The sequence below is a fragment of the Dactylosporangium sp. NPDC048998 genome, from assembly GCF_043197855.1.
Classification (GTDB): Bacteria; Actinomycetota; Actinomycetes; order Mycobacteriales; family Micromonosporaceae; genus Dactylosporangium.
Genome location: NZ_JBICTV010000013.1, coordinates 65950 through 78621, shown reverse-complemented (window position 1 = coordinate 78621; position 12672 = coordinate 65950). Strand labels below are relative to the sequence as shown.

The 12672-nt window shown below is 74.8% G+C and carries 15 protein-coding genes; 10 read left to right on the top strand and 5 right to left on the bottom strand.

What is annotated here, in order from left to right; all coding sequences use genetic code 11:
* Window positions 1-15: 15 nt before the first annotated feature.
* Entirely contained in the window at window positions 16-504 is a 489-nt protein-coding gene (locus tag ACGFI8_RS27285) for a hypothetical protein (protein ID WP_392809122.1), read from the bottom strand.
* 85 nt (window positions 505-589) lie between these two features.
* On the opposite strand from ACGFI8_RS27285, the gene ACGFI8_RS27280 reads away from it, so the two are divergent.
* From ACGFI8_RS27280 to ACGFI8_RS27250, 7 genes are all read left to right on the top strand, one after another.
* The gene (locus tag ACGFI8_RS27280; protein ID WP_392809120.1) at window positions 590-1282 is read left to right on the top strand and encodes a response regulator transcription factor; all 693 of its coding nucleotides are present in this window, start codon (window positions 590-592) and stop codon (window positions 1280-1282) included.
* Window positions 1279-2583 carry an ATP-binding protein gene (locus tag ACGFI8_RS27275; RefSeq protein ID WP_392809118.1) on the top strand — a complete coding sequence of 435 codons (1305 nt, stop codon included), beginning with the start codon at window positions 1279-1281 and terminating at the stop codon, window positions 2581-2583. The genes ACGFI8_RS27280 and ACGFI8_RS27275 overlap by 4 nt, the downstream gene beginning before the upstream one ends.
* A 74-nt stretch (window positions 2584-2657) precedes the next feature.
* Entirely contained in the window at window positions 2658-4037 is a 1380-nt protein-coding gene (locus tag ACGFI8_RS27270; protein WP_392809117.1) for a ferric reductase-like transmembrane domain-containing protein, read from the top strand.
* A 30-nt stretch (window positions 4038-4067) separates the two neighbouring features.
* Window positions 4068-4637 (top strand): hypothetical protein, encoded by a 570-nt coding sequence (locus ACGFI8_RS27265; RefSeq protein WP_392809115.1) that lies wholly within the window; start codon window positions 4068-4070, stop codon window positions 4635-4637.
* Between the two features lie 46 nt (window positions 4638-4683).
* On the top strand, window positions 4684-5439 hold the full coding sequence (locus ACGFI8_RS27260; protein WP_392809345.1) for an FAD:protein FMN transferase: 756 nt from the start codon (window positions 4684-4686) through the stop codon (window positions 5437-5439).
* A 79-nt stretch (window positions 5440-5518) separates the two neighbouring features.
* Window positions 5519-6349: an LLM class F420-dependent oxidoreductase gene (locus ACGFI8_RS27255; protein ID WP_392809113.1), complete on the top strand. Its 831-nt coding sequence runs from the start codon at window positions 5519-5521 to the stop codon at window positions 6347-6349.
* 28 nt (window positions 6350-6377) lie between these two features.
* The gene (locus ACGFI8_RS27250) at window positions 6378-6809 is read left to right on the top strand and encodes a TIGR03668 family PPOX class F420-dependent oxidoreductase (RefSeq protein WP_392809112.1); all 432 of its coding nucleotides are present in this window, start codon (window positions 6378-6380) and stop codon (window positions 6807-6809) included.
* A gap of 87 nt (window positions 6810-6896) precedes the next feature.
* Here ACGFI8_RS27250 and ACGFI8_RS27245 read toward each other — a convergent pair whose 3' ends face one another.
* The gene (locus ACGFI8_RS27245) at window positions 6897-7520 is read right to left on the bottom strand and encodes a TetR/AcrR family transcriptional regulator (RefSeq protein ID WP_392809110.1); all 624 of its coding nucleotides are present in this window, start codon (window positions 7518-7520) and stop codon (window positions 6897-6899) included.
* Between the two features lie 84 nt (window positions 7521-7604).
* On the opposite strand from ACGFI8_RS27245, the gene ACGFI8_RS27240 reads away from it, so the two are divergent.
* Window positions 7605-7883, top strand: a complete 279-nt coding sequence (locus ACGFI8_RS27240; RefSeq protein ID WP_392809108.1) for a hypothetical protein — start codon at window positions 7605-7607, stop codon at window positions 7881-7883.
* An 81-nt stretch (window positions 7884-7964) separates the two neighbouring features.
* Here ACGFI8_RS27240 and ACGFI8_RS27235 read toward each other — a convergent pair whose 3' ends face one another.
* Window positions 7965-9593, bottom strand: a complete 1629-nt coding sequence (locus ACGFI8_RS27235) for a GDSL-type esterase/lipase family protein (RefSeq protein WP_392809107.1) — start codon at window positions 9591-9593, stop codon at window positions 7965-7967.
* 91 nt (window positions 9594-9684) lie between these two features.
* Window positions 9685-10200: a hypothetical protein gene (locus ACGFI8_RS27230; RefSeq protein WP_392809105.1), complete on the bottom strand. Its 516-nt coding sequence runs from the start codon at window positions 10198-10200 to the stop codon at window positions 9685-9687.
* Window positions 10201-10270: 70 nt separating this feature from the next.
* On the opposite strand from ACGFI8_RS27230, the gene ACGFI8_RS27225 reads away from it, so the two are divergent.
* Entirely contained in the window at window positions 10271-10618 is a 348-nt protein-coding gene (locus tag ACGFI8_RS27225) for a TraR/DksA family transcriptional regulator (protein WP_392809102.1), read from the top strand.
* 31 nt (window positions 10619-10649) lie between these two features.
* Entirely contained in the window at window positions 10650-11135 is a 486-nt protein-coding gene (locus ACGFI8_RS27220; protein ID WP_392809101.1) for a GNAT family N-acetyltransferase, read from the top strand.
* A gap of 80 nt (window positions 11136-11215) precedes the next feature.
* On the opposite strand, the gene ACGFI8_RS27215 is transcribed toward ACGFI8_RS27220, so the two are convergent.
* The gene (locus ACGFI8_RS27215) at window positions 11216-12631 is read right to left on the bottom strand and encodes a histidine kinase (RefSeq protein WP_392809099.1); all 1416 of its coding nucleotides are present in this window, start codon (window positions 12629-12631) and stop codon (window positions 11216-11218) included.
* Between the last annotated feature and the right edge of the window lie 41 nt (window positions 12632-12672).

Below are 12672 nucleotides of genomic sequence, written 5' to 3'. Positions count from 1 at the left end.
GGGCCCTGCGGCCGGTCAGTTGCCGGCCGTGGGACGCCCGCCCACGCAGCGGACCTCGATCTCGACCCGCCTCGCGCCGCGGAAGGCGACCTCCGCGGTCCGGCCGGGTCCGCGCTCGACGTGGGTCACTTGGTACCCCTGGGCGGGGCTCCAGGAGACCAGGTAGACGCTGCTGCCGGTGCAGCGGGCTACGACCGTGCCGCCGGGCGAGGTGAGCAGCCGCTGGACGCCGCTGGGCGACGAGCCCGGCACGACCGGTGCCGCCGCCGTCTTCGTCGGGGCCGGCGGCTCGGGCGCGTCGGAGGGAGGCGCCGGCGGCGGGGCCGAGGGGCCGGCCTCGGTGTCGACCCTGGTGAGCCCGTCGGGCGCGAGCTGCTGCGCCGGGCCGACCGCCGACCCCGCGTCGATCGACGAGAGCGCCACCAGGCTGACGGCGATCGACGCGGCGGCCCCCGCGCCCCACGCCGTCACGCTGGCCGCCACACGGCGCACGGTCGGGTTCACGCGAGTGACCCTGCCACAGCCCCGGATAAGCGCGGGTTAAGTCCGGCATAGAGATTCCGGAGGTGCGGGCCGGTACGGTGACGCCGTGGCCCGACTGCTCCTCGTGGAGGACGACGCCGAGATCCGGCGCGCCCTGATCCATGCGCTCGGCGACCTCGGGCATGCCGTGACCACGGCCGGCAACGGCATGCGCGGGCTGCAGCTGGCCGTGGACGGCGCGCCCGACCTGGTCGTGCTCGACCTCGGGCTGCCGGACGTGGACGGCCGGGACGTGCTGCGCATGCTCCGTACGATCAGCCGGGTGCCCGTGATCGTGGCCACGGCGCGCGACCAGGAGGCGGCGATCGTCGAGGCGCTCGACGCCGGGGCCGACGACTATCTCAGCAAGCCCTTCGGCGCGGCCCAACTGGACGCCCGGATCCGCGCGGTGCTGCGGCGCGCCGCCGGCGGCCCGCAGGAGCCGCTGACGCACGGCGGGCTGCGGATCGACGTGGCGGCCCGCGAGGTGACGCTGGACGAGGCCCGCATCGAACTCACCGCCCGCGAGTTCGACCTGCTGAGCTACCTTGCCGCCCGGGCCGGCACGGTGGTCACCAAGCGCGAGCTGATCAACGAGGTGTGGCGGCAGCCGTACAGCGGGACGGACAAGACGGTCGAGGTGCACCTGTCGTGGCTGCGCCGCAAGCTCGGGGAGACCGCCCGGGAGCCGCGGTACCTGCACACGGTGCGCGGCATCGGGGTGAAGTTCGTGGCGTTTGCGGGCCCGCCGCCGCGATGAGACTGCGACTCGTGCTCCTGGTGGCCGCCACCACCTCGCTCGTGCTGGTCGCCTTCCTGGTGCCGCTCGCCCTGCTGGTGCGCTCCGCGGCCGCGGACCGGGCGGTGAACGCGGCCGTGGCCCAGGCCCAGGCGCTGGCGCCGACGGTGGGCTCGCTCGACGAGCCGGCCCTCGCCCTCGCGCTCGACCAGGCGAACGCGGCCGACGGGTACCGCTTCACGGTCTTCCTGCCCAACGGCCACGTCCTCGGCGCGCCGGCCGCCCGCAGCGCGGCGGTCGTCCGGGCCGCCGACGGCAGCAGCCTTACCGCGCCGGCCCCGGGCGGCCGGGAGGTCCTGGTCGCGGTCGCCGGCCTCGACGACGGTACGGCGGTGGTGCGCACCTTCGTGAGCGACGCGGCGATGCGTCGCGGCGTGGGCCGCGCGTGGCTGGTCCTCGTCGGCCTCGGCGTCGCCCTGCTGGTGGTAGGCGTCTTGGTCGCGGACCGGCTGGCGCGCAGCCTGACCCGCCCGCTGACGGCGGTGGCCGCGGTCGCGCACCGGCTCGCCGGCGGGGACTTCGGCGCCCGGGCCGCGCCGGGCGCAGGGCCGCCAGAGGTCCGCGAGGTGGGCGGCGGGCTGAACCTGCTCGCCGACCGGATCAGCGCGCTGCTGGTCCGGGAGCGCGAGTCGGCCGCCGACCTGTCCCACCGGCTGCGGACCCCGCTGACGGCGCTGCGCATCGACACCGAGTCACTGCGGGACCCGGCCGAGCGGCGGCGGATCACCGCCGGGCTCGACGCCCTCGAGCGGACCGTCAACGACGTCATCCGGGCGGCACGGCGCCCGATGGACGCCGGTGACCTGCCGATGTGCGACGCGACGCGGGTGGTCGGCGAGCGGCTGGCGTTCTGGTCGCCGCTGGCCGACGAGGAGGACCGGCGGGTGGATGCGCGGCTGGACCCGGGCCCGCTGCCGGTCATGGTGCCCCGCGACGACCTGTCCGCGTGCGTCGATGCGCTGCTCGGCAACGTTTTCGCGCACACGCCGGAGGGTGCCGGCTTCGGTGTGCGGCTCCTCGCCCGGGCCGGCGGCGGCGCCCGCCTCGTCGTCCTCGACGAGGGGCCGGGCCTGCCCGAGCGCGTCGCGCTGCGGCGGGGGCACAGCGGGGCCGGCTCGACCGGGCTGGGGCTGGACATCGTCGAGCGCACCGCCACGGCCTCCGGCGGCGGGATCGCGCTGGAGCGCGCCCCCGGCGGCGGCGCGATGATCACCGTCGAGCTCGGCCCGCCGCCGGGCGGCGCAACGCTAACCGCACGCTAAGCGCCCCATAAGTCTGGTTTACTCGCCCGATTTGCCGGTATTTCCCGCGTCGGAACCTGGTATGAATCCCGGTGATGACGCAGACGGACACCTTGACGGCCACCGCGGCACGGCACGCGAACGGCCACGCGCCGGGCATTTCCCGCACCGGCAACCGTCTCTTCTTCTACACGCTGTTCTACTTCGCCCTCGCCGCGAGCGTCGAGCTGTGGTGGCTCAACACGCCGGCCGGCTCGGTGGACACGCCCGCCGCCGCCCTGATCGCCGCGGGCCGCGTCACCGGCATGGTCGGCGGGTTCGTCCTGATCGTGCAGACGCTGATGATGAGCCGCGCCGCCTGGCTGGAGGCCTGGGTGGGCGCGCACGAACTGCTGATCTGGCACCGGGCGCTGGGCGGTACCGTGGTCGTCGTCGTGCTCGCCCACGCGGCGCTGATCGTCGTCGGGTATGCCGGGGCGGAGCACGCGTCGCTGGCACACGAGACGTGGACCATGCTCACCACCTACCGGGACATGGTCAGCGCGTTCGTCGCGACCGGCGTGCTCGTGGCCCTGGGCCTGCTGGCGATCCGCACGATCCGCCGCCGGATGCGCTACGAGGTGTGGTACTACCTGCACCTGTCCGCCTACCTGGCGCTGCTGCTCGGCTACGGCCACCAGTTCACCGACGGCGCGGACCTGCAGTCCGGCTTCGCCCGCTGGTACTGGATCAGCCTGTACGCCTTCGCCCTCGCCTGCCTCGTCTGGGGCCGCGTCGTCGAGCCGCTCTGGCTCAACCTGCGCCATCGGCTGCACGTCATCGAGGTCGTACCGGAGGGCGCCGGCATGATGTCGATCTACATCGGCGGCCGGCGGCTGGACCGGCTCGACGCCGAGGCCGGCCAGTATTTCCGCTGGCGGTTCCTGATGCGCGGCGGATGGTGGCAGGCGCACCCGTTCTCGCTGTCCGCGGCGCCCAACGCCGACTGGCTGCGGATCACCGTCAAGGTCGTCGGTGACCACACGAGCGACCTGCAGCACGTCCGGCCCGGTGTGCGGGTGTTCGCCGAGGGGCCGTCCGGGGCGTTCACCGCCGGGCACCGCCTGCGCCACGGTGCCCTGCTCATCGCCGGCGGCAGCGGCATCGCGCCGATCAGGGCCCTGCTGGACGACCTGCCCGCCGACACCGTGCTGCTCTTCCGCGCCCGCAGCGAGGCCGAGCTGACGTTCCGCGCCGAGCTCGACGAGCTGGCGGTCGCGCGCGGGATCCAGGTCTGGTACGTCCTGGGCTCCCGCGACGACCCCGCGCCGCGGCGCGCGTTCAGCCCGCGGGGCCTGCGCGAGCTGGTGCCCGACGTGCGCCGGCGCGACGTGTACATGTGCGGCCCCGACGGCCTGATCTCCACCTCCCGCCGCGCGCTGCGCCGGCTGCGGGTGCCCGGCCGGCAGATCCACCTTGACCCCTTCGAGTTCTGAGGCACTTTCTGAGGCTTTCGGGAGGTAGTTGTGCGTAGACCCGCCGCCGCGCTGCTGGGCACCTTGGCCGGCACGGTGCTGCTCGTCGGCGCCAAGTACGGCAGCACGTCGCCGCCCGCGGACACCGGCGCCGTCGCGTCGAGCGATGACGCCGCCGGCGCCCCCGCGAGCGACCCGGCCGCGGTCCTCGACGCGTCGGGCGCGCCGACCGCGAGTGCCGCGCCGGCGCCGAGCGCCCTCGGCACCACGCAAGGTGCGGCGCCCGGCACCCCGGGCGCGGGCCGCACCACGAACGCACCGGCGCCCACCACCGCCGCCGCCTGCACCACCGCGTCGGGCGGCGCCGCCCAGATCGCCTCGCCCGGCGTCGGTACCGTCACCGTCACCATCCAGGTCTGCGGCGGGGCGCTGAAGACGGCCTCGGCCGTGCAGAGCAAGTCCAACTGGGACCGCAACACCGCCGCGATACCGGCGCTGAACAGCCTCGCCGTCACCAACTACAAGACCAACTTCGCGGCGATCCACTACTCCCGGGCGACCCTGACCAGCCAGGCCTACCAGGCGTCGCTCCGCTCGGCGATGTCGAAGGCGGGCATCTGAGGTGACGCCGGGCACGCCCACCGGGCTGCGCCGCAGCGAGCTGGTGATGGGCACCATGGTCGCGATCGACATCGCCGACCCGCTGCCCCGCGCCACGCTCGAGGCGCTCGCCGACGACTTCTTCGCCTGGATGCGCGAGGTCGACCGGCGCTTCAGCACGTACCGGCCCGACAGCGAGGTCTGCCGGCTCGACGAGGGCACGCTGCGGCCGGCGGACGGTTCGGCGTACCTGCGGGAGGTCCTCGACGCCTGCGCGGCGCTGTGGCGGGACACCGACGGGTATTTCGACGCGTACGCCACCGGCCGCCTCGACCCGTCCGGCTACGTCAAGGGCTGGGCCGCCGAGGTCGCCTCGGCCCGCCTCGCGGCTGCCGGCAGCGTCAACCACCTGGTCAACGCGGGCGGAGACATCCGCTTGCGGGGCGGCCCCGAGCCGGGCCGGCCGTGGCACGTCCCCGTGCTGCACCCGTGGGACAGCGAGGGCACCCTGCTCGTCCTCGCCGGTACCGACCTTGGCGTGGCCACGTCCGGCACCTACGAGCGCGGCTTCCACGTCGTCGACCCCCGCACCGGCGAGCCCGCCCGCGCCCTGCGATCGGTGACCGTCGTCGGCCCGGATCTCGCGGTCGCCGACGCCTACGCAACCGCGGCGATGGCGATGGGCCGCAACGGGCTGCGATGGCTGGCCGGGCTCGAAGGCTACGAGACGGCGGTCGTCACGGAGGACGGCGAGGGCTACTGCTCCGCCGGCCTGCCCATGGTGCCGATCACGGACGAGATGCTGGCCCCGGCACGGCCGTGACCGGGTCACACCTCTGGCGGCGGACGCATCATCCTCGCCTCGACCCGGATCGGGCCGCGGACCGGGTAGAGATGACGGCATGGACTTCGGAGCCGGATACTTTCCCACGCACAACGCGATGGCGCCCGGGCCGCTCGCCCGCCTGGTCGAGGAGCGCGGCCAGTCGGCGCTGTTCTTCGCCGAGCACACGCACATCCCGGCCAGCCGGGACACGCCCTACGAGCACGGCGAGCTGCCCACGCGGTACTGGCACACCTACGACCTCTTCGTCGCGCTCACCGCGGCCGCCGCGGCGACCAGCAGGCTGCGCGTCGGCAGCGGCATCTGCCTCGTCATCGAGCGCGACCCGATCATCACCGCGAAGGAGGTCGCCTCGGTCGACCAGCTCTCCGGCGGCCGGTTCGAGTTCGGGGTCGGCGCGGGGTGGAACCGCGAGGAGATGCGCAACCACGGCACCGACCCGCGGGTGCGCATGACGGTCCTGCGCGAGCGGGTCGAGGCGATGCGGGCGATCTGGGGCCAGGACGAGGCCACGTACCACGGCAAGTACGTCTCGTTCGACCGAATCTGGTCCTACCCCAAGCCGGCCCAGCGCCCGCACCCGCCGATCCTGGTCGGCGGCGTCGGCCCGGGGGTGCTCGACCGCGTGCTGGCCTTCGGCGACGCCTGGTTCCCCAACTACGACGAGGCCATCTTCCCGCGCATCGAGCAGCTGCGCGCCCGCGCGGAGCGGCCGATCGACGTGCAGGTGCTCTCCGCACCGGCGGATCCGGCGGTACTGCAGCGCCTGCACGACGCCGGGGTGCAGCGCGCGAGCCACTGGCTGCCCTCCGGGCCGCGCTCGTCGGTCGAGCGGGCCCTGGACGAGTGGGAGCGGGCGATCACCGACTTCGCCGGCGAGGGCGCGTGACCGGTCCGAAGCGAAGCGAGGAGGGCGCGTGATCGAGGCCGAGGCGCGGCGCCGGTTCGCCGAGGCCCCGGTGGCGCGCTTGGCCACGGCCTCGCCCGACGGCCGCCCGCACGTCGTGCCGATCGTGTTCGCCGTCGACGGGGACACGATCTACCACGGCGTGGACGCCAAGCCGAAGCGGCACACCGCCCTGCGCCGCCTGGCGAACCTGGCCGCCAACCCGCACGCGGCGGTGCTCGTCGACCACTACGAGGACGACTGGGCCGCGCTGTGGTGGGTGCGCGCGGAGGGCACCGCCCGCGAGGTCGACCCGGCCGGGTCCGAGGGGCGCCGGGCGCTCGGGCTGCTGCGGGCCCGCTACCCGCGGTACGAGCTGAAGGGGAGCCTGATCGGCATCGACGTCACCCGCTGGTCGGGGTGGTCCGCCGGCGGCGCCGGCTGTGAAAGGGTTCGGGCATGACCGAGTTCGCCCGCAGCGGCGCGCCGCTGGCCGGCACGGTGTCGTTCCACGGCGGCCTGATCCCGCACTGAGGTCTTCGCCCGCTGATCAGCCCGCCGCAGGCGGACACGCGGCCCGCAGGATCTCGTCCAGATGGGCCAGCGGGTCCGCCGGGGCGCCGCGGAAATAGTCCTCGTACCAGACCCGGAAGCCCGCGATCGCGCAGCCGACGAGCAGCCGGAGCCGCCAGTCCGCGCCGTCCGCGCCGTCCGCCCCGTCGCGCGCCGCCAGCTGGGCGACGAACGCCGCCTCCTGGTCGGGGCGCACGCCCGGGTAGGACGAGCGCAGGTGGCTGGACTGCAGCGCCACCGTGCGCAGGCCGGTGAGCAGCTCGCGGTGCTCGACCACGAACCGGCCCACGGCCAGCATCGCCTGCCGCACCACGTCGGCGGCGGGGGTGCCCGGCGGCGCGGCGGCGATGTGCTCGTGGCCGATGCTGGTCATCCGGCGGACCGGCTCGGCGACGACGTCCTCCTTGGCGGCGAAGTACCGGTGGAACGTGCGCGGCGCGATGTCCGCCGCCGCGCAGATGTCCTGGACCGTGACGTGGTCGTAGCCGCGCTCGATGAACAGCCGCCACGCCGCCTCGACGGTGGCGGAGCGGTTCCGCTCGCGCTTGCGCTCCCTGAGGCTCTCGATCTGCCCGCTCCCTTCCCTCGTCACCCTCGTCACCGATCGTAGGGTGCCTCGCCGCTGTGAAGGCGGTCTCAACTCACCCCTCGGCCACCTGCCGACACCGGCATCGCGTACGCCGCCATGCCGGGCCTCATCATCCACGCCGCCCCGCGCTCGGAGCTGGCCGCGGCCAACGGCCTCAACGCCCTCTTCCGCAGCGTCGGCAGCTCGCTGGCCAGCGCCATCGGCGGCGCGATCCTGGCCGCCCAGACCATCAGCCTGGCCGGCCACGCGCTGCCGTCCCTGGCCGGCTACCGGACGCTGTTCGCCATCTGCGCGGGCGCCGCGGTGGCCGCGGCCCTGCTCGCCCTGTTCATCCCGCGCCACGCCGCGACCTCGGACGCGGCGCTGCCGGAGTAGCCGGCGGCGACCGTCGCGGGCGGCGGTACCGTTCGCGCCGGCCGGGGCCCCGGCCGGCGCGAACGAGGCAACGCGGCGCGGCTACAGCAGGTCGAACGACTCCCAGGCGCCGATCGCGGTCCGGTTGGCGATCAGCGGCGCCGCCCCGGCGTTGTCGGCGCACACGTACCTGCCGTTGACGGTCGCGCGCAGGGACACGCTGCCGTCGGGGTTGCGGATGAGGTCGAACGTCTCCCACGCGCCGACGTCGGTGCGGTTGGCGACGAGCGGTGCCGCACCGGCGTTCTCGGCGGTGACGAGCTTGCCGTTGGCGTGGGCGCGCAGCGCGATCCGGCCGTTGCCGAGGTCGATGCGGTCGAACTGCTCCCACGGCCCGACCGCGGTGCGGTTGGCGATGAGCGGGTCGTTGCCGGCGTTCTCGGCGGTGACGAGCTTGCCGTTGGCGTGGGCGCGGAAGCTGACCACGGTGGCCGGCGGGGGTGTCGCGGTACCGAACAGACTCAGGCCGACCGCGTCGGCGATGGCCTGCAGGCCCGCCTCGTTGGGGTGGAGATGGTCCCCGGTCTCCAGGTCGGACCGGAACCACGTCGGGCGGGCCGGGTCGTGGGTCGCGGTGTCCTGGTCGACGACGCCGTCGCAGCCGCTGCCGGCGCCCCGGACGAACGCGTTGTACGCCTGGCGGCCGTTCTCGCCGGCCTGGGTCCAGTACCCGGCGCCCTGGAACGGGGTCAGCGTGGAGCACAGGAACTTGACCCCGGCCTGGTGCGCGCGGGCGATGAGCTGCTTCGCGGCGGTGACGAGCTGGTCGCCGGTCACCGAGCCGCCGCTGTTGCCGAGATCGTTGATCGGGTCGTCGGAGAACACGACCCACTTGACGTTGGGCTGGGAGAGCACGTCGCGGTCGAAGCGGTTCGCGGCGCTCTGGCCGGCACCGTCGGCGAGCAGGCGGTTGCCGCTGATGCCCTGGTTGAGCACGCCGATGGTGCGGCCCGCCCGGCCGAGCCGGACGGCGAGGTCGTCGGGCCAGCGCCGGTTGGCGTTCGCGCCGGACCCGACGCCGTCGGTGATGGAGGCGCCCAGCGCGACGACGGCCCCCTCGGCGGCGGCGTTCTGCACGTCGAGGTTGGTCAGGAAGAAGTAGTTGCTCCGGGTCTGCGCGCCGCTCAGCGTGGCGCTGCCGGCGACGTCGCCGGCGGTGACGTAGTTGGTCTGGTCGCCGAAGTCGTGGACGGTGGCGTTGCCGGTGGCCGACGGCAGGTAGAAGCTGACCGCGACGTCGGCGAGGGCGTCGACGGCGAACGCGACCTGGTCGCTGGTGACGCTGCCGCCGACCGGGATGGTGGTCTGCGGGGCGCCACCGAAGGTGACCGCCCGGTCCGACGCCGGGTCGATCGACGCACCGGACGTGCGCCGGGCCAGGTGTACGTCGGCGATCGTGACCGGCTGGCTGCCGAACGCGTTGGACAGCCGGATCCGCGCGGCGGTGCCGCCGATGCTGGTGTGCACGATCTGGCGGATCGTCTGCTGGTTGAAGGTCGTGCCGCTGGACTGGGGGGCCGCGGCCCAGGTGCCGGTCCAGGCCGGCGCGGCGGCGGACGTCGGGTTGCCGGACGCCTTCACGGCGTCACCGAACGCGGGCCGCCAGATGCCGGCGGCGACGATGGCCAGCGCCGCGGCGATCGCGGCGGAGGCGAGCTTCCGTGTGCTCATGGCTCCGTTTCCTCGGGACGGTACGGGCAGGAAGCACGATTCGCCGCAATCGTGGTCCCCGAACCATAACCCGGCGACCCATCGCCGCGCATCAATCAGTTCGGGCGTAGGTGAGGAGAATCGCGCGCATCGAGCCCATGCCGTACCGGTCGGTGTCGCTCGCCATCGCGGTCACCTCGTCCAGGACGGGGTCGACGTCGATCCCGGCCCGGCGGGCACGGTCGCACAGGTCCTGCAGGGCCAGGATCTCGTCGCGGGTGTCCGGGGCCTGGTCGTGGGCGCACAGCAGGATGAGGCGGGTCCGGAACTCCGCGGCCGTGTCCCAGTCCGGGGGCAGGTGCGCCGCCCACCGGAACGAGGGGTACCGCTCGAACAGCCCCCGGATCGCGGTCCGGACCGTCCCGTCCCCGGCGGCGTAGGCTTCGACGACGGCGCGGAGCACCGCCTCGGACCGCCCGCCGACGCCGAGCGCCGCCAGCTCCGCCCGGATCGAGGCGCCGAGGTCCCGCAGCGCGGCGGGATCGGCGAGGTCGACGGGCGCGGTGGCCACGGGCCGGTAGACGGCGTCCAGGCGCGCCATCTCACGCTCGATATCGGCGAGATTCATGCGCCCATTCGTACCGCACGCGGGAAGTGCGGCAGGATCGGGCGAGTGGGGTCGCCGTATCGTTGGGGGCGTGGCGGGCGGTGACGTCGCCCCGGCGCGGGCGGAGCTGCGGCGGCTGCGGGAGCGGGCCGGCGACGAGGTGCGGGCGCTGGAGGAGGACCTGCGCGGCGTCTTCGAGGCATCCCGGGAGTCCAACGCCGACGACGAGCACGACCCCGAGGGCAGCACCATCGCGTACGAGCGGGCCCAGCTCACCGCCGTACTGGACGCGGCCCGGCGGCGCGCCGCCGACCTCGACGACGCGCTGGCCCGGCTCGAGGCCGGCAGCTACGGCGTCTGCGAGCGCTGCGGCCGGCCGATCCCCGCCGAGCGGCTCGCCGCCCGGCCCTCCGCCCGCACCTGTGTAACCTGCGCCTGACCGGGTGACCGGGCATCGCATGGTGCGCGGCATGGGGACGGGAGGGCACGGGGTGGCGGAGCTGCGAATCCGAAGGGCGGCCGGCGCGGACGTGCCGGCCATCGTCGCGCTGCTGGCCGACGACCCGCTCGGCGCGGGTCGTGAGTCGCCGGATGACCTGGCGCCCTATCGGGCCGCGTTCGCCGCACTCGACGCGGACCCGAACCAGGTGCTGGTGGTCGCCGAGCGGGCCGGGCGCGTCGTGGGCACCCTGCAGCTGACCGTGCTGCCCGGGCTGGCCCGGCGCGGCGCCGCCAGGGGACAGATCGAGGCGGTGCGGGCGGCGCGGGACGAGCGGGGCGGCGGGGTCGGCGCGATGCTGATGCGCTGGGCGATCGACGAGGCGCGGCGGCGTGGCTGCCGGCTGGTGCAGCTCACCTCCGACGTGGCGCGTCCCGACGCGCACCGCTTCTACGAACGGCTCGGCTTCGCCGCCACCCACGTCGGCTTCAAACTGAACCTGGACGCGGGCCGGTAGCGGCCCGGCGCTTCCACCGGGGGAGACCCGGGTCCTGCCCGGCTGACCCGCCCCGCCCGGCGGCCCGGGGGCGTCGCGACCTATTCGATCGGGAGTTCTACGTCGAGCGCCGTGCCGGCACCGGGCGGGCTGGTGAGCGTCATCGAACCGCCCAGCGCCTCGACCCGGTCGCCGATGCCGATGAGCCCCGAGCCGCGGGCCGGGTCGGCGCCGCCCACGCCGTCGTCGCGCAGCGACAGGTGCAGGCGCGCCTCGCGCACGCCGACCGACACCCGCACCAGCGTCGCCCGTGCGTGCTTCGACGCGTTGGCGAGCGTCTCCGCCACCACGCGGTACGCCGCCGCCTCGACGGACTCGGGCAGGCGTCGGTCCAGGTGTACGTCCACGTCCACGGCGACCCCGGAGCGCCGGGCCAGCGCCTTGACCGCCGCTGCGAGCCCCCGGTCGGTGAGGATCGTCGGGTGGATGCCCCGGCAGATCTCGCGGAGGTCGTCGATCCCCCCGTGGAGCCCGTCGGCGACCGAGTCGAGCCGCTCCCGCAGGCCGCCCATCGTCTCCGGCACGCTGTCCTGCGCGGCGCGCAGCTCCAGCCCGACCGACAGCAGCCGCTGCTGGACGCCGTCGTGCAGATCTCGCTCGATGCGCCGGCGGACCTGGTCGGTGGCGAGCACCACGCGGGCGCGCGACGCGACCAGCTCCGTACGGGCCTGCGCGTTGGCGATGGCGGTCGCGACGAGGTCGGTGTAGTCGGCCAGCCGCGCCTCCGCGTCCCGCGGCAGGCTCTCGTCGCGGACCATGGACGCGGTGACGACGCCCCAGAGCCGGCCCTCGACGTAGATCGGCGCCCCGACGGCCGAGCGGATGCCGCGCTCGTACAGGAACGTCGCGAGGGGCCCGGACCGGTCCTGGTAGCTGTCCATTCGCGCGGCCCGGCCGGTGCGCCGCACGAGCTCCGACACGCTCGCGCCCTGCAGCGAGATGCGCGTGCCGACGGGCAGCAGCCGCCCCGGCCAGCCCCACCGCGCGACGATGGTGCCGGAACCGTCGGGCTCGTACCGCACGATGTTGGCCCCGTCGGCCCCGATCAGGCGGCCGAGCTCCGCGGTGACGGTGTGGAACACGTCGTGGGGCAGCACCCCGCGCGCGACGAGCACGGCCACCCGCCGCAGGGCCGTCTGCGCCGCGACGAGCTGCGCCAGCCCGCCGACGCAGCGCCCGAGCGACGCGCCGAGGACGTTGAGCGACTGCCCGAGCCGGCTGATCTCGCCGAGCCCGGTCGCCATCAGCCGCGGGTCGAGCTTGCCGCAGGCCAGCTGCTCGGCGATCATCGCGGTCCGGCGAATCGGCTGGACGACGACGCGGAGCAGGTAGCCGGCGACGCCGAGGGCGACGAGCGCCGCCACGAGCAGCCCCATCACCACGCCCACGCCGGCCGACGCCGGGTCGTAGGAGACTACGTCCACGTCGCCGATGTCCGGAAGCCGGCGGAAAGCCATTCGCCGACACCCCTTCCGCCGCCCCTGAGCCTCCATGCTTG

Coding starts and splice junctions, on each gene's coding strand:
- ACGFI8_RS27270 (WP_392809117.1), top strand. CDS start 2,658: ATGACGCAGACGGACACCTTGACGGCCACCGCGGCACGGCACGCGAAC.
- ACGFI8_RS27230 (WP_392809105.1), bottom strand. CDS start 10,200: ATGAATCTCGCCGATATCGAGCGTGAGATGGCGCGCCTGGACGCCGTC.
- ACGFI8_RS27235 (WP_392809107.1), bottom strand. CDS start 9,593: ATGAGCACACGGAAGCTCGCCTCCGCCGCGATCGCCGCGGCGCTGGCC.
- ACGFI8_RS27220 (WP_392809101.1), top strand. CDS start 10,650: ATGGGGACGGGAGGGCACGGGGTGGCGGAGCTGCGAATCCGAAGGGCG.
- ACGFI8_RS27240 (WP_392809108.1), top strand. CDS start 7,605: ATGCCGGGCCTCATCATCCACGCCGCCCCGCGCTCGGAGCTGGCCGCG.
- ACGFI8_RS27215 (WP_392809099.1), bottom strand. CDS start 12,631: ATGGCTTTCCGCCGGCTTCCGGACATCGGCGACGTGGACGTAGTCTCC.
- ACGFI8_RS27255 (WP_392809113.1), top strand. CDS start 5,519: ATGGACTTCGGAGCCGGATACTTTCCCACGCACAACGCGATGGCGCCC.
- ACGFI8_RS27260 (WP_392809345.1), top strand. CDS start 4,684: ATGGGCACCATGGTCGCGATCGACATCGCCGACCCGCTGCCCCGCGCC.
- ACGFI8_RS27275 (WP_392809118.1), top strand. CDS start 1,279: ATGAGACTGCGACTCGTGCTCCTGGTGGCCGCCACCACCTCGCTCGTG.